The organism is Ruegeria sp. N11 (assembly GCF_056531525.1).
In genome coordinates this window covers 125,523-151,957 of sequence record NZ_JBQFLX010000005.1, presented here as the reverse complement: position 1 = coordinate 151,957, position 26,435 = coordinate 125,523, and the positions used below count along the sequence as shown (strand labels likewise).

The following is a 26,435-nucleotide window of genomic DNA, read 5'->3' as shown; positions in this document are numbered from 1 at the left end:
CGCCCACGAACATGCCCAAAATCGCAAAACCGCTTCGCGGCGCGCCGCTTGGATGGCGGTTGCGGGTTGCGGTTATCGTTTTGCTGGTGGCCGCCGCAGCCACCGTGTGGGTCACGAACCGTTTACTGACAGACAGGTTTACCGAATCCACCCGCAACCGGGCTGAGTTGCGGTTGACTCTGTATTCCGGAAACCTGCTGAGCGAGCTGCGCAGAAATTCGATCGTTCCGCAGTTGCTGGCGCGCGACCCGACATTGATCGCGGCATTGCAGTCGGGCGATTTTTCCCTTTCGACCCAACGCCTGATTTCCTTCGTTGAAGAGATCGGCGCGGCCTCGCTGATGCTGCTGGACCGTGATGGTCGCTCGGTCGCTGCCACGGACCGCAACCGTCTGGGTGAGTTGCATCGCAACTCGCCCTATTTTGTCGATGCGGCGCGATCGAACTCGACGATTTTTACCGTGATCGAGAGGGAATCGGGCGGCTACAGCTTTGTTTACTCCCGTCGCATGGAAGCCGGAACCGAGACCCTGGGTGTGATCGTTGTCGAGGTCGACCTGCAAAAATTCGAACGCGCCTGGGCCGGGATTTCCGATGCGGTCATGGTCGTGGACAGCACCGGCACCATCATTCTTTCGACCGAACCGCAATGGCGGGGACTGGACGAAAAGGCCGCGATGCTGCGCCAGCCTCCGCAGGGCGCGATTCAGCGTGCCATACGCGCGACCACTGACTGGACGGTCCTTCCGCCCGATGCCTATCTGCAAGGTGAGGCTGTGATGCGGATGGAGACCCGCATTCCGTTCCGTGGCTGGCAGATGACGTCCTTCACGACTTATTCCTCAATCCGGGAGAAGGTGAACAGCGTTTTGGCGCTGGAGATCATGGGCTTTGCGATTCTTCTGGCGTTGGCCTTCTATGCACTAAGCCGACGCGCGGCCTTTCGGATGGTATCGATCCAGCGCGAGTCGGCAGAGCTTCGCGCATTGAACGCAAGGTTGCAGCGGGAAATCGCTGAGCGGGAACGGGTTGAAAAGACACTTGAAGTGGCCGAACAAACGCTGGCCCAAAGCTCGAAACTTGCCGCTTTGGGCGAGATGTCGGCCGCCGTCAGTCACGAGTTGAACCAGCCGCTGGCCGCCATGAAAACCTATCTGGCCGGCGCGCGTCTTTTGTTGCGCCGCAACCGCCCGGAAGAAGCGCTTGCAAGCTTTGGCCGCATTGACGGATTGATCGAACGGATGGGCGCGATCACGCGGCAGCTCAAGTCATATGCACGCAAGGGAGCGGACGCGTTTTCCCCTGTAAATCTTGGAGAAGCGCTGGCCTCATCCTTGTCGATGATGGAGCCGCAACTGCGCCAGCGGCAGGTGAAGATCACACAAATTCTGCCCGAGGAGCCGGTGGTCGTGATGGGCGACCGGATGCGAATTGAACAGGTGATGGTCAACCTCTTGCGGAACGCGCTGGACGCCACCAAATCGGTGGCAGACCCGGATGTGGAAATTATCCTTGCGGCGGGCGATACTGCGGTACTGACGGTGCGCGACAACGGGTATGGTATAGAAGATATCGAGAACCTGTTTGAACCGTTCTACACCACCAAGCAGCCGGGTGACGGTGTTGGACTGGGGCTTGCCATCTCGTCGGGGATCGTGAACGACCATGGCGGACGGCTGACCGCACGCAACGGACAGCACGGTGGTGCAGTTTTCGAGATGCAGCTGCCGATACTTGGAAGCGACGGCCTTGAGGCCGCTGAATAACGAGGAATGACTATGGCACAGGCCATGAAAATCGCCATTGTGGACGACGAACAGGACATGCGCCAGTCGATCAGCCAATGGCTGGCGTTGTCAGGATATGACACCGAGACCTTTTCCAGCGCCGAAGACGCGCTCAAGGTTCTTGGTCCGGATTACCCCGGTATCGTCATTTCGGATATCAAGATGCCGGGATTGGACGGCATTCAGTTGCTGAAAAAGCTGATGGGGGCCGACAGCACGTTGCCCGTCATCATGATCACAGGCCACGGCGATGTGCCGATGGCGGTCGAGGCGATGCGGGTCGGGGCGTTCGACTTCCTTGAAAAGCCGTTCAATCCGGATCGTATGTCCGAACTGGCAAAACGCGCCAGCAATGCGCGTCGTTTGACCTTGGATAACCGCGCACTGCGGCGCGAGTTGTCAGGTGGTACGCAGATCATGAATAAGCTGATCGGTGCCAGCCCGGTGATGGAGCGCCTGCGCGAGGATATTCTCGATCTGGGTCAGGCTGATGGTCACGTTCTGATCGATGGTGAGACCGGCACGGGCAAAACGCTGGTGGCGCATGCACTGCACGCAGTGGGCAGCCGCGCAGGCAAGAAATTCGTTCTGGTATCCTGTGCCGCTCTTGAGGAAGAGGCGCTGTCCAAGCGTCTGTTTGGCCCGATGATGCCGGAAGACGCACAGTTGCCAGCCATCGAAGAAGCGCGCGGCGGCACGCTTGTTCTGGAGGATGTCGAGGCGTTGAGCGACACGCTGCAGGCACGTCTGCTGAGTGTCATGAACGATCAGGGTACTCCGGCCGAAACGCGGATTGTCGCGATCTCGAACCTGCAGGAAGCCGGCAAGACAAGCGAGGATGTGCTGCGTCCCGACCTGTTCTATCGTCTTGCGGCTTTGCGGATCACCATGCCGCCTTTGCGCCAGCGGGGCGAGGACATTCTGACTTTGTTCACACGTCTCAGCGAGCAATTCGCCGAAGAATATGGCTGTGATGCGCCGCAGGTCAGCGCGCAAGAGGCGGCGCAGCTATTGCAGGCCCCATGGCCCGGAAATGTGCGTCAACTGATCAACATTGCCGAGCGCGCGGTTTTGCAATCTCGGCGTGGGTCCGGCACCATTGCGTCTTTGCTGATGTCTGATCATGAAGAGATGCAACCTGTGATGACGACCGAGGGCAAGCCGCTGAAAGAGTATGTCGAGGCGTTTGAACGGATGCTGATCGACAACACGATGCGCCGCCACAAAGGTTCGATTGCGTCTGTTATGGACGAATTGTGCCTGCCGCGTCGGACACTGAATGAAAAGATGGCCAAATACGGCCTGCAACGTTCTGACTATCTGTGACGTATTTCAGAGGGGGCCAGCCCCCTCTTGAGGCATTTTTGAACAGAATAAGCCGGGCGTCGGATGTGTCCGTGCGGTCTGATGCAGTTTGCCCATTGTCTTTTCCACAGGACTGCTTTTATTGTGTCCGGACGGGCAGGGCAGTTTTTGGGCACTAAAGTCCCGAATCTTTGAGTTTCGCTGCGACGCCGCAAAAGGTGGTGCACCTTCCCGCCAGGCGACGCAGACCGATTGTGCCCCAATAGGGGCATCTGAACGCCTTAACCCGTGAAATGGCGGGTGAAAGGAATAAATGGGCAGGTAGCGGACGACCGCGCCTGTCGGAGAAGAACCGCGATGACGCGCGCGCAACGATTGAGTGACCGGGCAGGGGGCCAAAGCGCCAGACCCTGCCGCGCGCCGTCCGATATCGCCCTGACAAGACACCACCCCAAAAGCGCCTGTCCCCCCGGACGGGTAAGGACAACGCGTTTGGCGCGGTGCACCAAGGACAAATGGCTAAGAAAATGCTTATCGATGCCACCCACGCGGAGGAAACCCGCGTCGTGGTGGTCGACGGAAACAAGGTCGAGGAATTCGATTTTGAATCCGAAAACAAACGTCAGCTTGCCGGCAACATCTATCTTGCAAAAGTAACACGGGTTGAACCGTCGCTTCAGGCGGCGTTTGTGGACTACGGCGGAAACCGACACGGTTTTCTGGCGTTTTCCGAGATCCACCCGGATTACTATCAGATCCCTGTCGCCGACCGCGAAGCGCTGATGGAAGAGGAACGCGCCTACGCCGAAGCGATGAAAGCGCGGGACGAAGCCGAAGAATCCAGGCCCAAAAAGCGCCGGTCCCGTTCGCGGACCAAGGCGGCGGATGTGAAATCCGACGATGCCGTCGAGAGCATCGAGGTTTCGTCCGAACCCACGGGTATGGAAACGATCGATCTGGATGAAGGTGAAGAGGCGGCTGATCTGTCCGTTCCCGAAGGAACCTCTCCGGTTGAGCTTGTTGGCGAAACCCCGGTTGAAGAACCCGTTGACGATGCTGACGCACCCGAGGAGGCGGAAGGCGCGGCTGAGGATGCCGAGCAGGAAGCTGAGGCCGAAACCGTCGACACAGCAGACCGGGAAGAACCAACTGAGGCCGAGCCGGAAGATGGATCGGAAGCCGCTGCATCTGAAGAAGTGGCTGGCGAGGCAGAGGCCGTAGCTTCCGAGCTTGAAGAGGCGGTCGAGGAAGACGCCGAGGACGACAGGGCAGGCGCCGAGGACGCGGATGATTCCGAAGCTTTGCTGGATGCCTCCACCAAAGATGAAACGATCGAGTCCGTGGCGGATGAAGATGACAGCGAAGATATCCGCCCGCCGCGCAAACCGCGCCCGCGTCGGTATAAGATTCAGGAAGTCATCAAGGTTCGCCAGGTTCTGCTGGTTCAGGTCGTCAAGGAAGAACGGGGCAACAAGGGTGCCGCTCTGACCACGTATCTGTCTCTGGCCGGGCGCTACTGCGTACTGATGCCAAACACCGCCCGTGGCGGAGGGATAAGCCGCAAGATCACCAATGCGCCAGACCGTAAGAAGCTGAAGGAAATCGCGGCGGAAATCGACGTGCCGACGGGGGCGGGCCTGATCATCCGTACCGCGGGCGCCAAGCGAACCAAATCCGAAATCAAACGCGACTATGAATACCTCCAGCGCCTGTGGGAACAGATCCGGGAACTGACACTTCAATCCATCGCGCCTGCGAAGATTTACGAAGAAGGCGACCTGATCAAACGCTCGATCCGTGACCTCTATAATCGCGATATCGATGAGGTTCTGGTCGAAGGCGAGGGCGGATATCGCATCGCCAAGGACTTCATGAAGATGATTATGCCGTCGCACGCCAAAAACGTGAGACGGTATGAAGACGCGCTGCCGCTATTCGCGCGCTACCAGGTTGAAAGCTACCTGGCGGGGATGTTCAACCCGACCGTGCAGCTGAAATCGGGTGGTTACATCGTCATTGGCGTCACCGAAGCGCTGGTTGCGATTGACGTGAACTCGGGTCGCGCCACCAAGGAAGGCTCGATCGAGGAAACCGCTCTCAAGACGAACCTTGAAGCTGCCGAAGAGGTGGCGCGCCAGTTGCGTCTGCGCGATTTGGCCGGTCTGATCGTGATCGACTTCATCGACATGGACGAGCGGAAGAACAACGCCTCTGTCGAAAAGCGTCTGAAAGAGAAGCTGAAGACAGATCGGGCCCGCATTCAGGTTGGCCGAATCTCGGGCTTTGGTCTGTTGGAGATGAGCCGTCAGCGGCTGCGTCCGGGTATGCTGGAGGCGACAACGCAACCTTGCCCGGCCTGCCATGGTACGGGACTGATCCGCTCGGACGACAACATGGCGCTGACCATTCTGCGTCAGATTGAAGAAGAAGGCACCCGCCGCCGTTCGCGTGAGGTGTTGGTTCGTTGCCCGGTCAGCATCGCAAACTTCCTGATGAACCAGAAACGCGAACATATCGCCCAGATTGAATCGCGTTATGGGCTGTCGGTTCGCATCGAAGGCGATGTGCATCTGGTTAGCCCGGATTTCTCGTTGGAGAAATTCAAGACCGCCAGCCGGATCGTTCCCGAGGCAACCGCACCTGTCGTTTCCGTTGATGCGTCACTGATGGATCTGGTCGATGCAACAGATGAAGATCAGCCGGAAGAAGAAACGGTGCAGGCCGAAGACGAAAGCAAGCCAAAACGCAAGCGCCGCCGCCGTCGCCGGAAAAAGAACAACGGAGTATCGGACACCCAAGAGGCGGCGTCTGATGACAACGATGCACCAACGGAAACAACTGAGGTTGCGGCTGCTGATGTCGAAACCCAGGATGCAAGTGTGTCCGAGGGTGAGGATGAAAGTGAAAAGCCGGAGCCCAAGCCCAAGAAACGTCGCGCACCTCGTCGCCGCAAGAAAGAAGCCGAGGCCGAGGTTGCTGCAGAAGCACCAGTAGAGGCACCCGAGGCTCAAGCTGATCAACCGGTTTCGGAAGATACTGCGGATGAGCCGCAGGAAGCTGAGGAAAAAGTGGAGACTGCTGCGGCTGAACCTGAGTCGGGCGCGGAAGAAGGAACTTCAGAACCGCAGGTGGACGAAACAGCGCAAGAGGAACCTGCCGTTCCGGAGGAGCCGGAGGCTGAACCGGTCGCAGCACAGGACGTCTCTGAACCCGTTGTTGAGGAGCCCGTGCAAGCTGCCGAGGAAACTCCGGAACCTGTTCTGGAAACCGTGGTCGAAGAACGTGAACCCGCCCAGCCACCAAAGCCCAAGCGGCGCGGATGGTGGTCGTTGGGCCAATAATACGGGAGGCGGGCGCAAGGCCCGCCTTTTTCATTTACGGCATGATCTCAAATTCAGGCCGATTTCCGGATCAGATAAACCTGGTGTCCGTCGATTTCCTCCTGCGACAGCAGGCTGTGCCCGCTTTCCGTACAGAAATGGGGGACATCGATGATTGCAGCGGGATCGTCGGCCAACATGCGCAACACAGCACCCGCCGGCATGGATTTCAGACGTTTGCGCGCTTTGAGCACGGGCAACGGGCACAACAGCCCCAAGGCATCAAGGGTTTCGGTCGGTTCAGACATATCGTTCAGATATTTCCACTTTGTCACGGTGTCCAGCACGCAAGCACGAGGATGTGACCGAATGGCCTCGTGACGCCGCCGGTTTCATACCCTATGTGCTGTTTCATGTTTGGAATTGAAATCATCGACGCGGGACTTTTGCCTGCCATGTTCATCGCCATGATCGGCGGGTTGATCAGTTTTCTGTCACCCTGCGTTTTGCCGATCGTTCCGCCGTATCTGGCGTATATGAGTGGTGTGACCATCAACGAGATGCAGGATGAAACCAAAGCCCGCCGCAAGGCAACGCTGGCGGCCCTGTTTTTTGTCATGGGCCTGTCGACGGTGTTTTTGCTGTTGGGCTTCACAGCTTCCGCTTTTGGCGCGTTTGTTCTGACCAATCAGGTACTGTTCGCCAAGTTGTCTGGCGCGGTTGTCATCGTGTTCGGGCTTCACTTTCTGAACGTGTTCCGCATTCCGATCCTCGACCGCGAGGCGCGTATGGAAACCGGCGATTCCAGCGGGTCCGTGTTCGGAGCCTACATTCTGGGCCTTGCGTTTGCATTCGGCTGGACGCCCTGTATCGGACCTCAATTGGGGGCCATTCTGTCGCTGGCCGCGTCCGAGGCTTCGGTGGCCCGGGGAACATTCCTGCTGGGTATATACGCCGCGGGGCTTGGAATTCCGTTCCTGCTGGCCGCTATGTTCCTGAACCGGTCAATGTCGGTCATGAACCGCATCAAGCCCTACATGGGTACGATTGAAAAGGCGATGGGCGGGCTTCTTCTGTTTGTCGGTATCATGTTGATAACCGGCCTTTTCACCGAGTTCAGCTGGTGGCTGCTGGAAACCTTTCCTGCGCTGGCGACGCTGGGCTGATTTTCCGATCCATCTTACCTTGGCCGTAATGCTGCGCTAACCTTCGCCGCAGATGGTACGAGCATGAGCAGTCAGAAAAACCAGTCGCAGGTGCGCAAGCGCCGGGTGTTTTACATTCCGGGGTACGATCCCATTCGCCCGCGCCGATACCGCGAGCTTTATCGGAAGGAAGGACGCGCACAGGGTGAAATTTCCGGCTATGACATTTCGTTGTCGGCCCGGACGAATGATGGTCCATATGGCTGGCACGTTTCCTCATGTCAGGACGGGGTCGCGGTCGATACCGATTTTGAAGTTCTGGTTTGGTCAGACATTGTCCGCGACAGCATGGAACCTTCGATAGCCGCGACTTATCTTCAATTGGCGCGGACGGTCTGGATCTACCTGTCCACGGGGGCAATTTTGCGTCTGATGCGCTTGCGCAAAGGCCCGGTAATTGCAGCGCTTTACCCGGTGGGCATGTTGCTGGCGCAATTGATGGCGGCTTTTGGCGTGGTCTGGACCGGTTTTACCTTGCTGGGTTGGCCCGGTCTGGCAGCGGGGCTTTTGGTGGCGCTTGTATTGCTGCGCTGGTTTCGAAAAATCGATAATCGGCTGTTTGCCTATTACCTGATGCATGACTACGCCTATTCCTCGCGCGAAAGGGGCGGTGTGTCCCCGGAAATGCAATCTCGAATGCGCCAGTTTGTTGAACTGATCGGGCAAGCTATGGAAACAGAAGTGGACGAGGTTCTGGTGGTCGGGCACAGCTCGGGCGCGCATCTGGGCGTATCGGTTCTTGCTGACGTTCTGCGGGCAAGGCCCGTTGCCGAAGACGGACGCGCACTGTCCTTTCTGACATTGGGGCAGGTGGTCCCCATGGTGTCCTTTTTGCCCGACGCCCATCAGTTGCGCAGTGATCTACAATTCTTGTCGTCCAGGGCAGACCTGAGTTGGATCGATGTTTCGGCCCCAGGCGACGGCTGCGCATTTGCCTTGTGCGATCCTGTGTGCGTTAGCGGAGTTGCCGGATCTGATAAGCGTTGGCCTCTGGTTCTGTCTGCTGCGTTCACGCAAACCCTTTCAGCAGACCGTTGGAAGGCATTACGCTGGCGGTTTTTTAGACTGCATTTTCAATATCTCTGCGCCTTCGACCAGCCCGGCGATTATGACTATTTCCGTATCACTGCCGGGCCACTGACATTGGGGGAACGGTTTCGCAACCGGGCGCCATCGCGTTCGCGGATCGAAGAGGCGGTGTCAGGTTACACGTCGGTGCACCCGTGACCCCACCAAAACCCGTCTCTCGTCCCGACAAGGTGTCTTTGTGGCGCTATCTGAAGCTCTTTCGTCAGGATATCCTCTCGGCACAACCGCAACGCTTGTATCGGGCCTGGATGGCCGAGTTCAGGACGCCGTTCTTCCGGTCTTTCATGATCAATCAGCCTGAACTCATTGATTTGGTGTTGAAACAACGCCCCGACGATTTTCCGAAATCCGGCCGGATCAGCGAGGGATTGCGCCCGCTGCTGGGCGACTCCGTTTTCCTGACCAATGGCGAAACCTGGAAACGCCAACGCCGCATCATTGATCCTGCGTTTGAGGGGGGGCGGCTGAAGGACACGTTTCCGGCCATGTATGCAGCGGCGCAGGCCAGTGTTGACCGACTGCGAACGCGCGGCGGCCGCGACGTCGAATGCGAAGAAATCACCAGCCACGCGGCCGCAGATGTTATCTTTCGTACTTTGTTTTCGGTTCCGATCGAACACACCGTGGCGACACAGGTGTTTGACAAGTTTCGCACCCATCAGCGGGAACAACCGCTGCTGAACCTTGCGGCCTTTGTACCTGTCCCTAGCTGGGTGCCCCGGTTTCATTCCCGCAAGACCCGAAGGACAGCGCGGGAAATCAGGGACCTGATTGCGCGCCTCACGGACGAGCGGGCGGAGGCAATAGCCCTGGGGAAAGCACCCGATGACCTTGCAACCAAGATCATGACCAGGCCGGACCCGGAAACGGGGCGTTGTTTCGGGACGCAGGAGATGATCGACCAGGTGGCCATCTTCTTTCTGGCCGGGCACGAAACCAGCGCCTCGGCACTGGCCTGGGCACTATACCTGATGGCGCTGTATCCGGAATGGCAGGATAAGGTCGCGGCAGAGGCGACGGCATTGGACGATCCTTCATTTGCCGCCGTTTCAGGCTTGAAGCTCAGTCGCAGTGTGTTTCGCGAGACCCTGCGCCTTTATCCACCCGTGCCCATGATGGTGCGAGAAGCCACCTGTCCCGAGCGTTTCAGAGATCGGGATGTCCCGCAGGGGTCGCAAATTGTTATCAGCCCGTGGCATTTGCACCGTCATGAGCGCCTGTGGGAAAACCCGGATGCCTTTGATCCAGCGCGGTGGGAGACGGAAAACGGCAAGACCTGCCAGCGGCACGCCTTCATTCCCTTCTCCGCCGGATCGCGGGTTTGTACCGGGGCAGGGTTCGCGATGATTGAAGGGCCGCTGATCCTGTCGATGCTGCTAAAGCACTATCGGTTTGAGCCAGTGACCGGACGCGATCCTGTTCCGGTCGCGCATCTGACGGTACGCTCGAAAGACGGGATATGGCTGCGGCTGGTTGAGCGCTAACAAACTACCATCGGTCAACGCCTTGTTGTATGCGATGGAAAACACGGAATCATTATTGAACGGGAAACAGATATGTCCAAAGCAGAACAGCGCGCGCAAATGTCCGACGGTGCAGGTTTCATCGCGGCACTGGATCAAAGCGGCGGTTCTACACCCAAGGCGCTGGCGCTTTATGGTGTTGAAGCCTCGGACTACACCTCGGAAGAAGAGATGTTCGGAGAAATCCAGAAGATGCGCGCGCGCATCATTCTGGCGGACGACTTCACCAAAGCTAAGGTGATTGGCGCTATCCTGTTCGAACGCACCCTGAACGAGGAAATCGAAGGCCGCAAAGTCGCCGATTTTCTTTGGTCGGCCAAGGGCATCGTTCCATTTCTGAAAATCGACAAGGGACTGGAGGATCAGGCCAACGGCGTTCAGATGATGAAACCGATCCCTGGTCTGGCAGAAACGCTGGCCAAGGCCGATGGTGTCTTTGGAACAAAAGAACGCTCGGTCATTCACGAGGCCAACTCAGAAGGTATTGCCGCTGTTGTAGCCCAACAGTTTGACGTCGCACGCGAGGTGATCAGCGCGGGCATGGTCCCGATTGTCGAACCCGAGGTGAACATCCATTCTGAAACCAAGGCCGAGGCTGAGAGCATCCTGAAAGCCGAGATCCTCAAGAACCTGGGCCAGTTGGCCGAGGGCCAGGACGTCATGCTGAAGCTGACGATCCCAAGCGAGGCCAATCTGTATGACGAAGTGGCAGATCACCCGCGCGTTCTGCGGGTTGTGGCCCTGTCAGGCGGCTATTCCACAAAACAGGCCTGCGACCTGTTGAATCAAAACGGAAAGATGATCGCTTCCTTCTCGCGCGCGCTGACCGAAGGTCTTTCAAAACAGCAGTCCGATGCCGAATTCAACGCGGCCCTGGGCGGTAACATCGACAAGATCTATCAGGCTTCGGTCTGACTTATTCTTAAATCGGAACTTTGAAATCGCGGCGCATTTGCGCCGCTTTTTCACGCATGATGCAGCCTTCGGCGTGATCGTTGACCAACCCCATGGCCTGCATGAACGCGAAAACGGTGGTGGGCCCCACGAACTTCCATCCGCGCTTCTTCAGGTCCTTCGACATTGCGACCGATTCCGGTGATGTCGACGCTGTTTGAGGCGGTGGGGGAGTTTCAGCCTCATACCGCCAGACATATGCGGCCAGAGAACCCTCAACCCTTATCAGTTCCTGAGCGCGGCGGGCGTTGTTGATGACAGCTTCGATTTTGCCGCGGTGCCGGATGATGCCCGCATTCTGCAAAAGGCGTTCAACGTCTGCTTCAGTAAACTCTGCCATCCTGTTGAAATCAAAGCCGCAAAACGCTTCCCGAAAATGTTCGCGCTTTGACAGGATGGTTCGCCAACTCAGTCCCGACTGAAAGCTCTCAAGGCACAACTTTTCGAATAGACGCTGGTCGTCTGAGACCGGATAGCCCCATTCCTGATCATGATAGTCAAAGAACTCCGGCGCGGCCTGACACCAGGCACAGCGCGGTTGACCGTCAGGCCCGGTGATCGTTTTGCTCATGTCTGTACCTATTTTGTTCCAATTCAAGGTACACTTGGCTGCCAGACCTTTACAAGCCTCAATCCCGGTTGCGATACCAGTTCAGAACAAAGACTCGAATGGCGGAAGCCAATCCTGTTTCAGGATCGCGGACCGCATCAATTTCAGCCGCCAAAGAATTGATCGGCTTATCTTTTTCCTGTGCGATGTCACGGAACGCGCGCCAGAATTCGTCTTCCAAAGAAACCGAAGTGCGGTGTCCCTGAAGGGTCAGCGAGCGTTTGACGGGGCGGCCACTCATTCCTTCAGCTCGTGATTGTCGAGGTCACGCTTCTGTTTGTCTTGTCGAAGTCTGACAACCTCTTTCTCGGCCTTGGTCTGTCCAAAAGCCATAGCGTTTTGATCTGCGCGGGCCTTCTTTTCAGCCCGCGCTTTCTGTTTTCGGTACCGGTTCAAATTTACCGGCTTGCCCATCAATCTTTCGGGCCAATCATCTGTTCGGGGCGTACCACAGCGTCGAAAGTGGCCTCATCCACAAAGCCTAGTGCGATGGCTTCTTCCTTGAGGGTGGTGCCGTTCTTGTGGGCAGTTTTGGCAACGGTTGTGGCGTTGTCATAACCGATAGTCGGCGCAAGCGCAGTGACTAGCATCAGCGATTCCGTCATCAGCTTTTCGATGCGCGACTCATTGGCCTTTATGCCCAGCAGCATCCGTTCGGTAAAGCTGTCAGCGGCGTCGCCGAGCAATTGAATGGATTGCAACAGATTGTAGGACATCATCGGGTTGTAGACGTTCAGCTCGAAATGACCCTGGCTGCCAGCGAACTTGATCGCGGCGTCGTTACCCATGACATGGGCGGCCACCTGCGTCAGCGCCTCGGCCTGGGTCGGGTTTACCTTGCCCGGCATGATCGATGAACCCGGTTCGTTTTCCGGCAGGATCAGTTCGCCCAGCCCCGACCGGGGACCGGAGCCCAGAAAGCGGATGTCGTTGGCGATCTTGTAGCAACTACCGGCAATCGTGGCCAAAGCCCCCGACAGGAACACCATCGCGTCATGCGCGGCCAGTGCCTCGAATTTGTTGGGTGCCGTGACAAAAGGCAGGCCGGTGATTTCGGCCATGTTTGCGGCAACCGCCTGGTCCCAACCGTGCTGTGTGTTCAGACCGGTACCAACAGCGGTACCACCTTGCGCCAATTCATAAATGCCGGGCATTGCGGCATGCACACGGGCAATTCCCTGACGAACCTGATGGGCGTACCCGCCAAACTCCTGACCCAGGGTCAGGGGCGTCGCATCCTGCGTATGCGTGCGTCCGATCTTTATGATGTCCTTGAATTCCTCGGCCTTCTGCTCAAGCGCGGAAGCCAGTTTTTCAAGGCCCGGCAGCAGAACATCACGTACACTCATTGCTGTTGCGATGTGCATCGCAGTGGGGAAGGTATCGTTGGATGACTGCCCCATGTTGCAGTGATCGTTCGGATGTACGGGCTCTTTCGAACCGATAACGCCACCCAGAATCTCGATGGCGCGGTTCGCGATGACCTCGTTCGAGTTCATGTTCGACTGGGTGCCGGATCCGGTTTGCCAAACGACCAGAGGGAAGTTGTCATCAAACTTGCCCTCGATCACTTCTCCGGCCGCCTGAATGACCGCATCCGCAATTTTTGCTTCCAGCTTGCCGGTGGCCTTGTTCTGCATCGCGCAAGCTTTTTTGATCACACCCAGCGCGCGAACGATGGCAACCGGCTGCTTTTCCCACCCGATCGGGAAGTTCATGATCGAACGCTGAGTCTGAGCGCCCCAGTACTTGTCAGCGGGCACTTCCAACGGGCCAAAACTGTCGGATTCGGTGCGGGTCTGAGACATCTGTCACTCCGTCGTGTATGCAATTGTATGCCGTTTAGCGCCAAGCGGGTTGCAACGCAATCGGCCAGTTGCGCGCACCTTAAACTCAAGGGTGACAAAGGTATAGGCAGAGAGCAGCGACAATTTTGTTGTCGACGGGCGCATCCGTCCCATTGTGCCCGCGTCATGCTGAGCTACAATATAAGCATTATTGCGATGGAGGATCTGATGCACGTTTTCCGCACGACATTTTCCCCGACACTTGTCGCAATAGTGATGTGTGCATTTGCGTGGGTGCTTGTTTCCAGTCATCCGGTGCAGGCGTCCAGCATCGCGCCGTTTTTGGGTGATTATACTGGGTCAGCCAATCTCGTGGACGAAGACGGGAGCGAGACGCCCAGAGACATGAGCGTTTCAATTCACGAAACCGACAACGGCTTCAATGTGAGTTGGACGACGACCACCTACAAAGCAGATGGGCGGATCAAGGAACAGAAATTCTCGATCGACTTTCAGCCGTCGGACCGGCCAGACGTGTTTTCTGCTGCGATGAAACGCAACGTGTTTGGGCACGAGGTTCCCCTGGACCCAATGAAAGGAGAGCCATTTGTCTGGGGGCGTATTGATGGTGAAACGCTGACGGTGTTTTCCCTATTTATCTCGGAAACCGGTGGGTACGAATTGCAGCAATTTGACCGAACCCTGGCCGAAGGCGGTTTGAACCTGTCGTTTTCGCGGTTTCGCGATGGGGTTAAATCCCGTTCGGTGGAAACGTTTCTGAAAAAAGAATAACCCCGCCCAAGGCGGGGTCTGTTGCACGCGGAAGCTTGGTTATTTCCGGAAACTGTCCAGGGAAACCACATCCGCGTCATGCGGCTCATCCGGTTCTTCGACCTCGATGATTTCTTCGATATCTTCGTCCGTTTCTTCCTCGTCTTCCGGACTTTCGAAACGCAGCCCGAATTCGACTGAGGGATCAACAAAAGTCTTGATGGCCGTGTACGGAATATAAAGCGGTTCAGGCGCATCACCAAAATTCAAAGTGATGGAAAACCCCGCATCGCCCACTTCAAGGTTTTCGAACCAATGCTGCATGACGATCGTCATTTCCTGCGGATAGCGTTGGCGCAACCAATCGGCCAGTTCAACACCATCATGCCGGGTATCGAAGGTGATGAAAAAGTGGTGCGCACCTGGCAGTCCATGTTCCGAAACGCCGGTCAAAACCGTTTTGATCAGACCGCGCATGGCGGTGTGCATCAGGTTTCCATAGTCGATGTCTTGCGACATGTGTCATCCTCAAAAGTGGTAGCGTCTAGCATAGGGGATTTCAAAGGAAACGAAAGGCCGCGTTACACCTGATTGTTCATAGGAGGTTCAGTAAAATTCCGGCGCAGGCCATCAGACCCAAAGTCGGAACCATCCCGATTTTTAGGCGGAAAATCAACACTCCGGCAGCTAGCGTCAGAATCAATGCAGCGACGTCCAAAGTCGAAATATCGGGTACGGGAATTGATACAGGACCCAGAGTTTTTTTCGGAACTTGTCCAAATAGAACATTGAGGGCGAACCACAAGGATAGTTTGAGAATCACCCCCACAACCGCAGCGGTAATCCCGTGCAGAGCCGCAGACAGGCGCGGGCGGGCTGCCAGGTGATCCAGGAACGGCGCGGCAAGAAAAATCCACAGAAAGCAGGGAACAAACGTGGCCCAAAGGGCCACGGCACCCGCCGCGATAGCCATGGATGCGCCCCCAGACAACTGACCCGTCAACATGGCCACGAATTGTGTCACCAAAATCAGTGGGCCCGGTGTCGTTTCAGCCAACCCAAGCGCATCGATCATCTGATCCGTGCTGATCCATTGATATGTGTCGACGACTGTTTGCGTCATGTATGCCAGAACGGCATAGGCACCACCAAATGTGACAACCGCGAGGCGCGCAAAGAACCACCCCAGATCGCTGAGCAGTTGCTGCCCCGTCAGGGTCAGAACAGCCAAGGGCCCAAGCCAGAGGGTCAGCCAAATCACCGCAGTTCTGATCGGACGGGACATGGTCGGGGATGCTGGCGCGGGTGTCGAACGGTGCTGACCTTTGAAGGTCGCGAAGCCCCAGAGAGCGGCTGCAAATATGATAAGTGGAAACGGCAGGTTAAGTGCAAAAATTGCCAGAAAGCCCAGCAATGCAAGGATGCGATGTTCGGCATCGGAAAGGGCTTTTCGCGACAGGTTTCGCAAAGCCTGCAGGACGATGACGATTACAGTCGCCTTGATGCCCAGAAACCCGGCCTGTACAACCGGAAGTTCTCCGAAGGCGGCGTAAAGACCAACCAGAACCGCAATGATGATGGCGCCGGGTATGACGAAAAGGCCACCCGCGATCAATCCGCCAGGCACACTGCGCAGGCGCCAGCCGGCATAGGTTGCAAGCTGCATCGCCTCGGGCCCTGGTAGCAACATGCATAAGGACAGAGCGCGCAGATAGCTTTGTTCGTCTAGCCATGGTCTGCGTTCGACCAGTTCCTGATGCATCAGTGAAATCTGCGCTGCGGGACCACCAAACGACAGCAGCCCAATCCGGCCGAAAACCCGGATCAATTCGGAATAGTCGGGTGTCATTATTTTTGCTCGCCGGGCCAATTATGGCCTTCTTCATACCCGTCCCGGGCCCAGCGGTACAGCGCATCATACAGAGCAAGGCCCGCCGACAGGTTCTCATGATCATCCCTGTATTGGCGGGACAGGCCAACGGACAGAGCGAGCAGACCGGCCGCCTCGGGTGCGAGATCGTGACGGTCTGTGTCCGCCGCCCGGACAACAGTCGCCATCCGGTCAAGCGCGGGCGTGTGAAGGTCGAACTTGTCCAGCATAGTGTCAAAGGTGCATTTGTCCCCGTCATGGCCCCAGACCGTGTTTTCAATATCAAATGGAGTGGTACCGAATATTCTGGCGGCTTCCTTCACTTCCGAAGGCGCGACAAACAAAAAACGCGCATTGGGGTCGACAAAACGCCGGATCAACCAAGGGCATGCGATGCGGTCTATTTTGGGCCTGTGTCGGGTCACCCAAAGCGTCCGATTGTCAACCAGGGTCGGAATAGCGGAGTAGGGGACGCTTGACGCCCTGGGCGTATCGCGCCAGGCCTGTATACCGCCCTGCAGAAACTCGGCCTGTTGTCCTTCGCCGCGCAGCCACGAAACTACGCCCTGGCTCAGCTTTTTGCCTTTTTGGCAAATGATTACACTGGAGCGCCCATCGATCGTCGCCATCAGGCCCTGCATGTCTGACGCGGAATGCCGTACTGAACCCGGAATCAAGACCGGGTCCGCCGCAAAGTCTTCCTCGAGGCAGATATCCACCAAAACCGGCGCTGTCGGTGTTCCGATCAGTCGCAGCAGTTGTTTGGGGGTGATGGAATTTGGCGCAGCCATGGCATGTCTCCTGTCGCGTTCGGATACATGCGAAACTTGGGCTGACGCCTCACGGGGCGTTCGCAATGTTACCCCATACCCTTTGCTAACGTGGAACGGCTTTCATGGTCAAGGTCGCAGGTTTTTGTCAGGCCCAGTCCAGTCGTTGTCCGGTCATGCAGACGGGCAGGGTATCTTCGGGAAACTGTCCAAGCTGTTCAAAAAAAGAAATAAAGTCGAACTGATTATAAGCCTCGACCATGCATCCGTCCTTGATACGCGCGATGACGCTTCCGCTTGCCTGCAGCGGTGCGCCATTGTCGGCGCGGGTCGTCTGCAAATGGACAATGGCAGAAACCCAATCACCGTCTTCGATTATCTTCGGCAGGTCGACTTTTATGTCGCCAAGGATGTGCCGGAATGCGGTCACCAGATCACGGAAATCGTCAGCGCCGACCTGCATTTCCGGGATCAACCCCTCGGCCAGCGTGTCGGGGGCAAAGAACTGTCCGATGGCTTCTGTGTTGCCGTTTTCCCAAACCTCTGAATACCACTGCCTGAGCAATTTGGAATGTGACATCGCCGCTCTCCCTTCTGATGGAAGTGACGATGGCAAAAAGGAATGAACAATCCCTGAACAAGAGCGTGTTTCTGACCGGACAAATTGCATTGAAATGCAGGTTTCTGTTGCCAGGTACCTGCGAACCCCGCCTTACGCTGCTAGGCGCAAGGGCTTAAGTTTCGGTCTTGCTACTGCTTACGCAGCAACTGCAACCGGAGCACGATTGTCGTTTGCAATTGTACTATTTTCGCCGATAACGGTGGCAGACAGCCGAGACAAAGCTAACCCCTTTAGACGTTCGTCGATCCTGTTTCGGCCCCATGTTCCCCAAACGAAGGATATTGGTGGAGCCGCCGGGTACCGCCCCCGGGTCCGATCCGCTTATTACGAGCGCGTTTATGTCCATAGTCCCGAAGGACCCTTCATATATAGGTGACGTTCCGATCGGATGCAAATCCAGAATTTAACTGACGTAATTGTTTCTTTTCAAAATATTAAACTGATTTATTCATGTTCGCCAGGATCAGCCAGATTGCCAACGCCAGTTCGATTCCGCCGAAAACCATCGCCTTGGCCAGTGGCGGGTTGTCCAGTGCAATCGATACGAACCGGCCCAATGCCGCGCCGGCATAGACCACGCCAAGCATCGTGTAGGCCATTGGGCTATTGAACCACAAAACAGCAAGGCCGGTGACTACGAACAATCCGCCAACCGAAGCGCGCATCTCGCTCAGGCCCATGGTGCTGTTTGTTGGGGCTAAATCCAGTGAAGCCGCAGTCCAGGCCGGAGCCAGAAAGCCGAAAAGGCCAAAGCCGATTGTCAGTATCGCGGCAAGCGTATTCAGGATCGGTGTCATTCCGGTCTCATGTCGTTTTTGTTGAAAGGGAGAGTAATGCGCATGTTCGCAAAGGAAAGAACCTAAATTGCCGACAACAGTCCCAGTATCCCCACAAGGATAAGACTAAGCGCCCAGATGAGTTCGAGGTTGAACCAACTGCGTGACAAGAATTGCAGTCCCAACCAGCGATAGACGGCATAGGCCAGAATGCCTCCGCCCAAAACCATCGCCGCTGTGTGAAGCGCGGCAACGGCCAGAACCAGAAGACCGTTGGTCGTCATGATCTCGGAAACCGCACGATGCCCGGCGTCCAGCTCATCCAGATTGCAAAGTCCCAGATAGATTGGAACCAGCATCAGCGCGGCGCCATGGGCTAGAGCGACAAGAAATGACCACAATGCCAGCTTTCCTGGAGGAACACGGGAGAGGGCGCGGGGGTGGCGACGGACAATCGCGATGTAAAGGCCCATAGTGATAACAATCAGGGCTGCGCCGATCCTAATTTCGCGCTGGTAATCCACTAAAACCGCCATCAGCGCGAACGGCAGCAAGACCCCGAGCATGGCGAGAAAGTGCCCCCCAGCCAAGGCAGTCAGCGCCCGCCAAAGGGCCGATTGCTTCTGCTCCATCAATGCCGCTGAAACAGCCAGTGGCCAGCCCATGCCGGGGTTCAGGCCGTGATATGCGCCGCTAAGCACAACGGCCAGCCACAGGCCGGCCGTTGATGTCATCAGGAACTCCAAATCAGACGGACGGGTAGCAGAAACTGTCCGTCGAACAGTCGCCGCCTTCTAGCCGGATCTGGTGGCTGCGATAGCCCTTAGGGAAGTCGACCCAGAACTTCGGGTCCAGTGTCAGGCCGCCATTGTCACCGACATCGGCCTTGACCATGGCTGCGCCGCGTTCGCCCGGATAGAACTGATCATCCCAGGTGGAGTAAAGCGAGTTGGTCCAGTAGACGCGTTTGCCATCCCGGCTGATCTCAACCATCTGCGGTCCGTAACCAAAGTCATTGCCGTTGGGATGCTTGGTCTTTTTGACGATCCCGCCAATCTCGACCTTGCCGGCCAGGGTCGGGTTCATCGGGTCCGACACATCGTATTGATGCATCTCACCGGTGCCCCAACAGGCAACATAAAGGTACTTGTCGTCCAGACTCAGATCGATATCCGTGACCAGAGGCGGAACGGCCGAAAACCCCTTGAGAAGATCGGGAAGATCATCGGGATCAGCGGGTTGCGGATCGATTGTGATGGTTTTCTTGGCTTCGAACGTTCCGTCATCATTGCGCCACCAGGTGAAGATGGCACCTTGAAGATTAGTGGTATCCACCACAACGCCACAGAAGCCGTGTTGCTTGACCGGATCATGCGCCGGGCGGATTTCCAACGCCATCTGATGGTTTTCGCCCAGATCGATGGTTTGGATATTCGTGCGGCTGCGCAGGTTCCAGAAATGGATGCGGTGGCCGTACTTGTTCGACAGCAGATCCTCGGCCACGATCCCGTTTTCAAACTGCGGCGGCAGTGCCCATTCGGAACTGACCATGTAATCACGCGGCAGGTTCCACCAGAAGTCATAGTGTTTGTCCTGAACCCCGCGTTCGATTTCATATCGGCCTATGATCTCGAAGCTTTCGCAATCCATGATGAAGATACCCGGCGGGCCGTCTGTGCCGTCTTTGCCACCGCCACCCAATGTGCTGACGTAGATGCCTTCGGGGCCGCAGTGAATGGTATGAGGCCGGGAATATCCCGTCTTGGCAAAAACTTCCTCGGGTTCGATGATCTTGTGAATCTTCGCTTCCAGCGGGTTTTTGACATCGATGATGTAAATGCGGCTGGACCGTATGCCGGGAATGATCAGATAGCGGCGTTCTAGAAATGCATGGCCGCTGAGCGGCGACAGCGATGATGAGCAGGCGTTCCAGCCGAAATGGTGAAACTCGTCACCCTTTTCGGGCATGATCACCTGATGAACGATTTTTCCGTAATCCGCCGAAGTCGGATCGACGTTAACGACAGCCAGACCATCCGGTTGCGAAAAGTCGGGGCTGAGCATCAGCGTGAAGGCCAGAGTTTCCGTTGGGCCCTCCATCGCCAGCTTGGCGGATGGGTAAAAGGTTGGGTCCGGTCTTTGGTTCATAACGTCCTCCCGTAAGTAATTGTAATTCAATTTGCATTGAGAGATCCGGTCTTCATGCCGGCTGTCATGCTGCCTGCCCGAGTGTCGTTTTCGTCTGCCTCCTCCGTCAAGCTTTATCTGATGCGAAATCAGGCTGGGTTGCGTCGGCGTTCAGCCACGTCGTGGGCCAGTTGCCTCGTATAGGTTTCCAGTTCAACGAGCGTTCGGTCCACCGCCACTGCATCCCGCGCCTCAATCGAATCGGCGATCAGGTTGTGCAGCGCAATGATCTCTTCCCGGGACCGGGCGGAGAAGGTGATCATGTTCATCAGCGGCTGCATCGCTTCGACCGCACCCGCCAGCTGGTAGGACAAAACCGGATTGCCTGCGGCGTCGACCAAAGCGCGATGAAAGGCAACATCCGAGGCACAAAAAGCTTCATCCGTCAGCCCGGGTTGTGACTGACGATAGATTTCGGCCCGCATCGTGGCCAGATGATTCGGGGTGTGTCGCTCTGCCGAAAGGGCGGCGCAGGCCCGCTCGAGCGCGTAACGGGCTTCGCAGGCGATGTCGAAACTGACAGCATTCATTGACAGCAACAGGGTCGAGGTGGTGACTTGCTGCGAATAGGCGTCCTCAAAGCTCAGTTTGTTGACAAAAGCACCACCCGAAGCGCCACGCTGGGTTCGGATAAGAGATTGCGCGGCGAGCCTTTTGAGCGCCTCGCGCACGGTCGGCCGCGAGACCTTAAACTGTTCCGACAACTCGGCCTCGGACGGCAGGCGCGCATCGACAATCAACTCACCCGAGACAATGGCGTCGCGAATGGCCTGAGCGATCTGTGCCGACAAGTCAGCCGGTTTTTTGGGATCAACTTCCATGTCCGACACGCTAAAACTCAGTTTTTATTTGTCTGACATTTAAAAGTCTGACATTTGAAATGCAAGGACTGAGTCGGGAGGAGCGAGTGAGTCGCGCAGTTTTACGCAGCGGTCTTTGGCTGAGTTTCTACATCACGATCCTCTGGGCGTGGTGGATGATGTTCTCGATGAGCCGCGACATGGACCTCGATCTGATCGGGCGTCCGGGTCCGATGGGCGAGGCGATGCGCGTGATGGACCCGCGCATGGACATGTACATGCCCATGGCGGAATTCGGTCCGCTGTTCTGGATGTGGGCTATCATGATGGCGGCCATGATGCTGCCGACTTTGGTTCCGACGCTGCGCAGTTACGATGATCTTATCCGTAGTGCCAATGGAACGCGTGCCGGTTGGGTCGGTGTTTTGGCCGGGTACTTTTTGGTCTGGGTCGGATTTGCCGCCTTTATCGCCGCCGTTCAGCTTACACTGCTTTTTGGCGGCATTGTCGACATGCTCGGTATCGCCAAATCCGTTTATCTCGCCGCTGGACTTATGATCGTTGTGGGCGCTTTTCAGTTCAGCCGCGCCAAAGAGGTGTGTCATGGTGTGTGTCACGCCCCGATGACGTACTTCCTGGGCCACTGGAAGACCGGTTTCTTGGGTGGTCTGCGGATGGGGCTTGGGCTGGGCGCATTTTGTGTCGGCTGTTGCTGGGGCTTCATGGTGCTGGGGTTTGTCGGCGGTGTCATGAGCCTGGTGTGGATGGGTCTGGCGACCCTGTTCATGGTTTTGGAAAAACTACCCCAGATCGGTCACGCGGTCACACGACCGCTGGGGTTGGCATTGATCGCGGGTGGTCTTCTTCTGCTCGTATATCCTATCACATACGGAGGGTAAGCTTATGGCTAAAAACAGAAAAAAGGAATCCGACAAGCTTCCGATCAGCCAGCGGATCGACAGTCGCATGCCGAATCCCAAACGCCGCGAGATGAGCCCGACGGACTGGTCCATCAAGGGTGAACTGATCCTGAATTGCTCCTGCGATGTGTTTTGCCCCTGCGTGGTCTCTCTGGGCGCGCACCCCCCGACCGAGGGTCACTGCCATGCCTGGATGGGTATCATCATTGACGAGGGGCACTATGAAGGTGAGGACCTGTCGGGCCTGAACGTGGGATTGCTGGTCGATATTCCCGGCCGTATGGGGGAAGGCCAGTGGAAAGTGGCCGCGTATGTGGACGAACGCGCCAGCGGCAAGGCGTATAACGGCTTGCTTCAGATATTCAGCGGGCAGGCCGGCGGAACGACCGGGCTTTTTACCATGCTGGTCAGTGAAATCATCGGGGCCGAGCGTGCTCCGGTCGAGATCGAGCGGGACGGTACCAAACGTCGCATCATGATCGGCCGGAAGATTCAGGGTGAAATTGAAATGCTGGCAGGCAGGGACCCCGAGCATCCGGTGATGGTCTCCAACTCGAAGTATTGGATGGGACCGGACATCATTGTCGCGAAGGGAAACAAATCAAAGGTTCGCGATTATGGCCGGGTCTGGGATTTTGGTGGCAAGTCCGCTGAAATCTGCCCCATCGACTGGAATGGGCCCAAATGATGATTACAGGTGGCTATGCGCGTCAAATGGCCAGATACAATAGCTGGCAGAACAACCAGTTAAAAGGGTTTCTGCAAGCGCTGCCACAAGAAGAACTGATGCGTGAGCGTGGTGCGTTCTTTGGCTCGATCATGGGAACGGCCAACCATCTTTTGTGGGGTGACTGGATCTGGATTTCGCGCTTTGACAAGGGAACGGGTCCGGGTGGCGGGATCCCGGAAAGCAAATCTGTTTGCGCTGGTCTGTCCGATTGGCTACCGCTTCGTGAGACTGTTGATGTCCGTATTGCCAAATGGGCCGACGAGTTGGGTGACGACGTCTTGACCGGAGACTTTACCTGGTTTTCAGCCGCAAAAGAAGCTGATGTCACAAAGCCTTACGCGCAATGCGTCATCCACATGTTCAATCACCAGACCCATCATCGGGGACAGTTGCACAAGATGTTGACGGAAGCCGGCTCATCCGCGCAGGTCAGTGATCTGGTCTTTCTGCCGGAGGGTGCCTGAATGGCCCTGATTTCACCGTCACGCCGACTGCGCCGAACACCTTTTTCCGAAGGTGTCGAGGAAGCGGGTGTCAAAGCGTACACGGTTTACAACAGGATGTTGTTGCCGACGGTGTTCGAGTCGCTTGAAGCGGATTGCCGCCATCTCAAGACCCACGTTCAGGTTTGGGATGTTTCTTGCGAGCGTCAGATCGAGGTTCGCGGTCCTGATGCGGCGCGCCTGCTGCAGATGCTTACCCCGCGTGATCTGAGCGGAATGGTGACCGGTCAGTGCTACTATGTTCCGATCGTGAACCAGGCCGGAGGGATGCTGAACGACCCCGTCGCGCTGAAATTGTCCGAAGACCGCTTTTGGATCTCGATAGCGGACAGTGACTTGTTGTTCTGGGTCAATGGCTTGGCGAATGGGCTTGCACTGGATGTTCAGGCTTGGGAACCGGATGTATCGCCTCTGGCGATTCAAGGCCCGAAGTCCGATGAATTGATGGCGCGTGTTTTCGGGGACGGGATCCGCGACATCCGGTTTTTCCGGTTCGGCCTGTTCCAGTTTCAAGGGCGCGACCTTGTCATCGCGCGGTCCGGATATTCGAAACAGGGCGGGTTCGAGGTTTATGTAGACGGCAGTGATATCGGTATGCCGCTATGGAACGCCCTTTTCAAAGCCGGGGAAGTTCTGCATGTGCGCGCCGGTTGCCCAAACCTGATTGAACGCATCGAAGGCGGGCTTTTGTCTTATGGTAACGACATGACCCACGAAAACACCCCGCATGAATGCGGGTTGGGCAAGTTCTGCAATACGGACGTCGTGACGGAATGTGTGGGCCGGGACGCTCTGGTGAAGGCCTCCGAGAAGGGTCCCAAACAGCAGATCCGGCCGGTCGCGATTGACGGCGATCCAGTTCCCCCGTGCGACCGGGCCTGGCCAGCCTTCTGTGAAGGGAACCGGGTCGGTCAGGTCACATCGGCCGTCTGGTCGCCGGATTTCGGAACAAACGTTGCAATCGGAATGGTACACGCCAGCCATTGGGCTGCGGGTACGGAACTGGAAATTCAAACTTCACGGGGCATGCGCAAGGCGGTTGTTCAGGCCAAATTCTGGGCCTGACGGGCAGGGGCTATCCCCTCGTCACGGCACTCCACCCCGAATAATCTAACCAGGTAAATGCGATATCCTGGCTGTGAAAAGGAAAGGAAAGCACGATGTTCAATGCATTGGTAATGGAGAAAGACGAAGAAAGCGGGTTGGCCAGTGCGTCGATCAAAGAACTGTCGATTGATGATCTGCCCCATGGCGAGGTTACAGTCGCCGTCGAATACTCGACCGTAAATTACAAGGACGGTCTGTGCTTGTCGGCCAAAGGCGGCGGGCTGGTCCGCAGCTATCCACATATTCCAGGCATCGACTACGCAGGAACGGTCGAGACGTCTTCGGACAACAGATACAAACCGGGCGACAAAGTGGTTCTGACCGGTTGGCGCGTCGGTGAGGCCCATTGGGGCGGCTATTCGCAGAAAGCCAACGCACTGGCCGACTGGCTGGTTCCCTTGCCCGATGGGTTGGACGCGCGGCAGGCGATGGCTGTGGGAACAGCTGGTTTCACTGCCATGCTTGCGGTCATGGCGCTGGAGGACCATGGCCTGCAGCCGGGCCACGGTCCTGTACTGGTCACAGGCGCGGCCGGCGGCGTTGGGTCCGTGGCAACTGCGATACTGGCCAATCTGGGCTATGAAGTTGCCGCAGTAACAGGGCGCGCGGAAGCTGCCGATTATCTGAAATCTCTGGGCGCGACCACGATCGTTCCGCGCGAGGATCTGAACGAGACCACAAAACGCCCGCTGGAAAGCGAGACCTGGGCGGGCTGTATCGATGCGGTAGGCGGTGCGATGCTGGCCCGGGTTCTCGGACAGATGAAATATGGCGCATCGGTTGCCGCGGTTGGTCTGGCCGGTGGGGCTGCCCTGCCTGCGACGGTCATCCCGTTTCTGCTGCGTGGCGTCAACCTGTTGGGCATCGACAGCGTGATGCAGCCTTATGACAACAGGGTGCGCGCGTGGAAACGTATCGCGACAGATCTGCCCATGGAAAAATTGGACGCCATGGTACAGCCTGCATCCCTAAGCGATTTGCCCAAACTTGGCGCGGATATTCTTCAAGGACAGGTTCAGGGCCGTGTTGTCGTCGATGTAAACGCGTGACGCACCCGTTGATTTTCTAACCGGCCAGCGCCAATGCTGGCCGGTTCTTTTGCCGAGGAAACACCTCAAAAATGCCGGAAACACCTCTGGTCATTGGCGCAATTCCGGCTCATCATTGCTATACATCCCATTTGCGATGGCTTAAGACCCATTCCAACAGTACCTGAAAACGGGGAGTGAGCAGCATGTCTGACGATTTTGAACTGGACACTGATGATCTGAAACGCCGCATGGACGGCGCAATGGCCAACCTTAAAACCGAATTTGCATCCCTGCGGACTGGCCGCGCATCAGCGTCGATGCTGGAGCCGATCATGGTTGATGCCTATGGTTCGCTGACCCCGATCAACCAGGTTGGCACCGTCAACGTGCCCGAACCCCGGATGGTCACCGTTAACGTGTGGGACAAGTCCCTTGTCGGCAAAGTGGAAAAAGCCATTCGGGAGAGTGGGTTGGGAATTAATCCTCAACTGAACGGTACAATCATCATGCTGCCGATCCCCGAGTTGAACGAAGAGCGTCGTCGCGAACTGGGCAAGGTTGCAGGGCAGTACGCTGAAAGCGCACGGATTTCCATTCGAAACGTGCGCCGGGATGGCATGGACCAGATCAAGAAGGCCAAGTCCGACGGCATGTCTGAAGACGACCAGAAATTCTGGGAGACCGAGGTGCAGGATCTGACCGATGAAATGATTAAATCGGTTGATACCGCACTAGAGACCAAACAGGCAGAAATTATGCAGGTCTGAG

27 protein-coding genes and 1 other RNA gene are annotated in these 26,435 nt (G+C 56.9%); 14 read left to right on the top strand and 14 right to left on the bottom strand.

The features are described 5' to 3' along the window. Positions 1 to 11 precede the first annotated feature (11 nt). The 3 genes from ACR0J8_RS07215 to ACR0J8_RS07205 all read left to right on the top strand — a co-directional run bounded on the left by ACR0J8_RS07215 (position 12) and on the right by ACR0J8_RS07205 (position 6,433). Positions 12 to 1,766, top strand: a complete 1,755-nt coding sequence (locus ACR0J8_RS07215) for a sensor histidine kinase (RefSeq protein WP_480889388.1) — start codon at positions 12 to 14, stop codon at positions 1,764 to 1,766. Positions 1,767 to 1,778: 12 nt separating this feature from the next. Then, a complete protein-coding gene (locus tag ACR0J8_RS07210) occupies positions 1,779 to 3,113 on the top strand; it encodes a sigma-54-dependent transcriptional regulator (protein ID WP_480889385.1) in 1,335 nt (444 codons plus the stop codon). Between the two features lie 494 nt (positions 3,114 to 3,607). Then, positions 3,608 to 6,433: an Rne/Rng family ribonuclease gene (locus ACR0J8_RS07205; protein WP_480889384.1), complete on the top strand. Its 2,826-nt coding sequence runs from the start codon at positions 3,608 to 3,610 to the stop codon at positions 6,431 to 6,433. Between the two features lie 53 nt (positions 6,434 to 6,486). Here the strand turns inward: ACR0J8_RS07205 and ACR0J8_RS07200 are convergent, their stop codons facing one another. After that, entirely contained in the window at positions 6,487 to 6,720 is a 234-nt protein-coding gene (locus tag ACR0J8_RS07200) for a sulfurtransferase TusA family protein (RefSeq protein ID WP_480889381.1), read from the bottom strand. Positions 6,721 to 6,825: 105 nt separating this feature from the next. Between ACR0J8_RS07200 and ACR0J8_RS07195 the strand changes: the two genes are divergently transcribed. From ACR0J8_RS07195 to ACR0J8_RS07180, 4 genes are all read left to right on the top strand, one after another. Beyond that, positions 6,826 to 7,578 (top strand): cytochrome c biogenesis CcdA family protein, encoded by a 753-nt coding sequence (locus tag ACR0J8_RS07195; protein WP_170615107.1) that lies wholly within the window; start codon positions 6,826 to 6,828, stop codon positions 7,576 to 7,578. 63 nt (positions 7,579 to 7,641) lie between these two features. Next, positions 7,642 to 8,844: a hypothetical protein gene (locus ACR0J8_RS07190; RefSeq protein WP_480889378.1), complete on the top strand. Its 1,203-nt coding sequence runs from the start codon at positions 7,642 to 7,644 to the stop codon at positions 8,842 to 8,844. Then, positions 8,841 to 10,190, top strand: a complete 1,350-nt coding sequence (locus tag ACR0J8_RS07185; protein ID WP_480889375.1) for a cytochrome P450 — start codon at positions 8,841 to 8,843, stop codon at positions 10,188 to 10,190. The genes ACR0J8_RS07190 and ACR0J8_RS07185 overlap by 4 nt, the downstream gene beginning before the upstream one ends. A gap of 72 nt (positions 10,191 to 10,262) precedes the next feature. After that, positions 10,263 to 11,144, top strand: coding sequence for a fructose bisphosphate aldolase (locus ACR0J8_RS07180; RefSeq protein WP_480889372.1), 882 nt, complete (start codon positions 10,263 to 10,265; stop codon positions 11,142 to 11,144). A gap of 7 nt (positions 11,145 to 11,151) precedes the next feature. On the opposite strand, the gene ACR0J8_RS07175 is transcribed toward ACR0J8_RS07180, so the two are convergent. The 4 genes from ACR0J8_RS07175 to fumC are packed head-to-tail and all read right to left on the bottom strand — an operon-like array spanning position 11,152 to position 13,601. Continuing rightward, positions 11,152 to 11,754, bottom strand: coding sequence for a DNA-3-methyladenine glycosylase I (locus tag ACR0J8_RS07175; RefSeq protein ID WP_480889370.1), 603 nt, complete (start codon positions 11,752 to 11,754; stop codon positions 11,152 to 11,154). A 58-nt stretch (positions 11,755 to 11,812) separates the two neighbouring features. Then, a complete protein-coding gene (locus tag ACR0J8_RS07170; protein ID WP_480523979.1) occupies positions 11,813 to 12,034 on the bottom strand; it encodes a ribbon-helix-helix domain-containing protein in 222 nt (73 codons plus the stop codon). Further along, entirely contained in the window at positions 12,031 to 12,207 is a 177-nt protein-coding gene (locus ACR0J8_RS07165) for a DUF4169 family protein (RefSeq protein ID WP_480523981.1), read from the bottom strand. The genes ACR0J8_RS07170 and ACR0J8_RS07165 overlap by 4 nt, the downstream gene beginning before the upstream one ends. Continuing rightward, a complete protein-coding gene (gene fumC, locus ACR0J8_RS07160; protein ID WP_480523983.1) occupies positions 12,207 to 13,601 on the bottom strand; it encodes a class II fumarate hydratase in 1,395 nt (464 codons plus the stop codon). The genes ACR0J8_RS07165 and fumC overlap by 1 nt, the downstream gene beginning before the upstream one ends. 207 nt (positions 13,602 to 13,808) lie before the next feature. Here fumC and ACR0J8_RS07155 point away from each other — a divergent pair, with 207 nt between their 5' ends. Then, positions 13,809 to 14,372 (top strand): hypothetical protein, encoded by a 564-nt coding sequence (locus ACR0J8_RS07155; RefSeq protein WP_480523985.1) that lies wholly within the window; start codon positions 13,809 to 13,811, stop codon positions 14,370 to 14,372. A 39-nt stretch (positions 14,373 to 14,411) separates the two neighbouring features. Here the strand turns inward: ACR0J8_RS07155 and ACR0J8_RS07150 are convergent, their stop codons facing one another. The 9 genes from ACR0J8_RS07150 to ACR0J8_RS07110 form a co-directional block, all read right to left on the bottom strand. After that, positions 14,412 to 14,870, bottom strand: a complete 459-nt coding sequence (locus ACR0J8_RS07150) for an SspB family protein (RefSeq protein WP_321253078.1) — start codon at positions 14,868 to 14,870, stop codon at positions 14,412 to 14,414. A gap of 76 nt (positions 14,871 to 14,946) precedes the next feature. Beyond that, positions 14,947 to 16,200 (bottom strand): chromate efflux transporter, encoded by a 1,254-nt coding sequence (chrA, locus tag ACR0J8_RS07145; RefSeq protein WP_480889365.1) that lies wholly within the window; start codon positions 16,198 to 16,200, stop codon positions 14,947 to 14,949. Further along, positions 16,200 to 17,012, bottom strand: coding sequence for a chromate resistance protein ChrB domain-containing protein (locus ACR0J8_RS07140; RefSeq protein WP_480889362.1), 813 nt, complete (start codon positions 17,010 to 17,012; stop codon positions 16,200 to 16,202). The genes chrA and ACR0J8_RS07140 overlap by 1 nt, the downstream gene beginning before the upstream one ends. 127 nt (positions 17,013 to 17,139) lie before the next feature. Continuing rightward, a complete protein-coding gene (locus ACR0J8_RS07135; protein WP_480523991.1) occupies positions 17,140 to 17,571 on the bottom strand; it encodes an ester cyclase in 432 nt (143 codons plus the stop codon). Between the two features lie 93 nt (positions 17,572 to 17,664). Next, positions 17,665 to 18,011, bottom strand: a transfer-messenger RNA (tmRNA) gene (gene ssrA / locus ACR0J8_RS07130). Positions 18,012 to 18,047: 36 nt separating this feature from the next. After that, the gene (locus ACR0J8_RS07125; RefSeq protein WP_480889360.1) at positions 18,048 to 18,410 is read right to left on the bottom strand and encodes a DUF4345 family protein; all 363 of its coding nucleotides are present in this window, start codon (positions 18,408 to 18,410) and stop codon (positions 18,048 to 18,050) included. 62 nt (positions 18,411 to 18,472) lie between these two features. Next, positions 18,473 to 19,123 carry a hypothetical protein gene (locus ACR0J8_RS07120; RefSeq protein ID WP_480523995.1) on the bottom strand — a complete coding sequence of 217 codons (651 nt, stop codon included), beginning with the start codon at positions 19,121 to 19,123 and terminating at the stop codon, positions 18,473 to 18,475. Positions 19,124 to 19,136: 13 nt separating this feature from the next. Next, positions 19,137 to 20,537, bottom strand: a complete 1,401-nt coding sequence (locus ACR0J8_RS07115) for a selenium-binding protein SBP56-related protein (protein ID WP_480523997.1) — start codon at positions 20,535 to 20,537, stop codon at positions 19,137 to 19,139. 128 nt (positions 20,538 to 20,665) lie between these two features. Then, positions 20,666 to 21,397, bottom strand: coding sequence for a FadR/GntR family transcriptional regulator (locus tag ACR0J8_RS07110; RefSeq protein WP_480524128.1), 732 nt, complete (start codon positions 21,395 to 21,397; stop codon positions 20,666 to 20,668). Positions 21,398 to 21,483: 86 nt separating this feature from the next. On the opposite strand from ACR0J8_RS07110, the gene ACR0J8_RS07105 reads away from it, so the two are divergent. The 6 genes from ACR0J8_RS07105 to frr all read left to right on the top strand — a co-directional run bounded on the left by ACR0J8_RS07105 (position 21,484) and on the right by frr (position 26,434). Further along, positions 21,484 to 22,275: a DUF2182 domain-containing protein gene (locus tag ACR0J8_RS07105; protein WP_480889356.1), complete on the top strand. Its 792-nt coding sequence runs from the start codon at positions 21,484 to 21,486 to the stop codon at positions 22,273 to 22,275. A 4-nt stretch (positions 22,276 to 22,279) separates the two neighbouring features. Continuing rightward, positions 22,280 to 22,984: a DUF1326 domain-containing protein gene (locus tag ACR0J8_RS07100; RefSeq protein ID WP_480524001.1), complete on the top strand. Its 705-nt coding sequence runs from the start codon at positions 22,280 to 22,282 to the stop codon at positions 22,982 to 22,984. Then, positions 22,981 to 23,490: a DinB family protein gene (locus ACR0J8_RS07095; RefSeq protein WP_480889354.1), complete on the top strand. Its 510-nt coding sequence runs from the start codon at positions 22,981 to 22,983 to the stop codon at positions 23,488 to 23,490. The genes ACR0J8_RS07100 and ACR0J8_RS07095 overlap by 4 nt, the downstream gene beginning before the upstream one ends. After that, positions 23,491 to 24,594 carry a dimethylsulfoniopropionate demethylase gene (locus ACR0J8_RS07090; protein WP_480524003.1) on the top strand — a complete coding sequence of 368 codons (1,104 nt, stop codon included), beginning with the start codon at positions 23,491 to 23,493 and terminating at the stop codon, positions 24,592 to 24,594. It abuts the gene before it with no gap. 95 nt (positions 24,595 to 24,689) lie between these two features. Beyond that, entirely contained in the window at positions 24,690 to 25,685 is a 996-nt protein-coding gene (gene acuI / locus ACR0J8_RS07085) for an acryloyl-CoA reductase (protein ID WP_480524005.1), read from the top strand. Between the two features lie 185 nt (positions 25,686 to 25,870). Next, positions 25,871 to 26,434 (top strand): ribosome recycling factor, encoded by a 564-nt coding sequence (gene frr, locus ACR0J8_RS07080; protein WP_170618994.1) that lies wholly within the window; start codon positions 25,871 to 25,873, stop codon positions 26,432 to 26,434. The last annotated feature ends 1 nt before the right edge of the window (position 26,435 follow it).

Excerpts from the sequence above, each read along its gene's own strand:
- ACR0J8_RS07195 (WP_170615107.1), top strand. The coding sequence starts at position 6,826 with ATGTTTGGAATTGAAATCATCGACGCGGGACTTTTGCCTGCCATGTTC.
- frr (WP_170618994.1), top strand. The coding sequence starts at position 25,871 with ATGTCTGACGATTTTGAACTGGACACTGATGATCTGAAACGCCGCATG.
- chrA (WP_480889365.1), bottom strand. The coding sequence starts at position 16,200 with ATGACACCCGACTATTCCGAATTGATCCGGGTTTTCGGCCGGATTGGG.
- ACR0J8_RS07155 (WP_480523985.1), top strand. The coding sequence starts at position 13,809 with ATGCACGTTTTCCGCACGACATTTTCCCCGACACTTGTCGCAATAGTG.
- ACR0J8_RS07175 (WP_480889370.1), bottom strand. The coding sequence starts at position 11,754 with ATGAGCAAAACGATCACCGGGCCTGACGGTCAACCGCGCTGTGCCTGG.
- acuI (WP_480524005.1), top strand. The coding sequence starts at position 24,690 with ATGTTCAATGCATTGGTAATGGAGAAAGACGAAGAAAGCGGGTTGGCC.
- ACR0J8_RS07200 (WP_480889381.1), bottom strand. The coding sequence starts at position 6,720 with ATGTCTGAACCGACCGAAACCCTTGATGCCTTGGGGCTGTTGTGCCCG.
- ACR0J8_RS07140 (WP_480889362.1), bottom strand. The coding sequence starts at position 17,012 with ATGGCTGCGCCAAATTCCATCACCCCCAAACAACTGCTGCGACTGATC.
- ACR0J8_RS07100 (WP_480524001.1), top strand. The coding sequence starts at position 22,280 with ATGGCTAAAAACAGAAAAAAGGAATCCGACAAGCTTCCGATCAGCCAG.
- ACR0J8_RS07205 (WP_480889384.1), top strand. The coding sequence starts at position 3,608 with ATGGCTAAGAAAATGCTTATCGATGCCACCCACGCGGAGGAAACCCGC.
- ACR0J8_RS07115 (WP_480523997.1), bottom strand. The coding sequence starts at position 20,537 with ATGAACCAAAGACCGGACCCAACCTTTTACCCATCCGCCAAGCTGGCG.
- ACR0J8_RS07165 (WP_480523981.1), bottom strand. The coding sequence starts at position 12,207 with ATGGGCAAGCCGGTAAATTTGAACCGGTACCGAAAACAGAAAGCGCGG.
- ACR0J8_RS07190 (WP_480889378.1), top strand. The coding sequence starts at position 7,642 with ATGAGCAGTCAGAAAAACCAGTCGCAGGTGCGCAAGCGCCGGGTGTTT.
- fumC (WP_480523983.1), bottom strand. The coding sequence starts at position 13,601 with ATGTCTCAGACCCGCACCGAATCCGACAGTTTTGGCCCGTTGGAAGTG.
- ACR0J8_RS07110 (WP_480524128.1), bottom strand. The coding sequence starts at position 21,397 with ATGGAAGTTGATCCCAAAAAACCGGCTGACTTGTCGGCACAGATCGCT.
- ACR0J8_RS07120 (WP_480523995.1), bottom strand. The coding sequence starts at position 19,123 with ATGACATCAACGGCCGGCCTGTGGCTGGCCGTTGTGCTTAGCGGCGCA.
- ACR0J8_RS07090 (WP_480524003.1), top strand. The coding sequence starts at position 23,491 with ATGGCCCTGATTTCACCGTCACGCCGACTGCGCCGAACACCTTTTTCC.
- ACR0J8_RS07150 (WP_321253078.1), bottom strand. The coding sequence starts at position 14,870 with ATGTCGCAAGACATCGACTATGGAAACCTGATGCACACCGCCATGCGC.
- ACR0J8_RS07125 (WP_480889360.1), bottom strand. The coding sequence starts at position 18,410 with ATGACACCGATCCTGAATACGCTTGCCGCGATACTGACAATCGGCTTT.
- ACR0J8_RS07135 (WP_480523991.1), bottom strand. The coding sequence starts at position 17,571 with ATGTCACATTCCAAATTGCTCAGGCAGTGGTATTCAGAGGTTTGGGAA.
- ACR0J8_RS07170 (WP_480523979.1), bottom strand. The coding sequence starts at position 12,034 with ATGAGTGGCCGCCCCGTCAAACGCTCGCTGACCCTTCAGGGACACCGC.
- ACR0J8_RS07180 (WP_480889372.1), top strand. The coding sequence starts at position 10,263 with ATGTCCAAAGCAGAACAGCGCGCGCAAATGTCCGACGGTGCAGGTTTC.
- ACR0J8_RS07215 (WP_480889388.1), top strand. The coding sequence starts at position 12 with ATGCCCAAAATCGCAAAACCGCTTCGCGGCGCGCCGCTTGGATGGCGG.
- ACR0J8_RS07095 (WP_480889354.1), top strand. The coding sequence starts at position 22,981 with ATGATGATTACAGGTGGCTATGCGCGTCAAATGGCCAGATACAATAGC.
- ACR0J8_RS07210 (WP_480889385.1), top strand. The coding sequence starts at position 1,779 with ATGGCACAGGCCATGAAAATCGCCATTGTGGACGACGAACAGGACATG.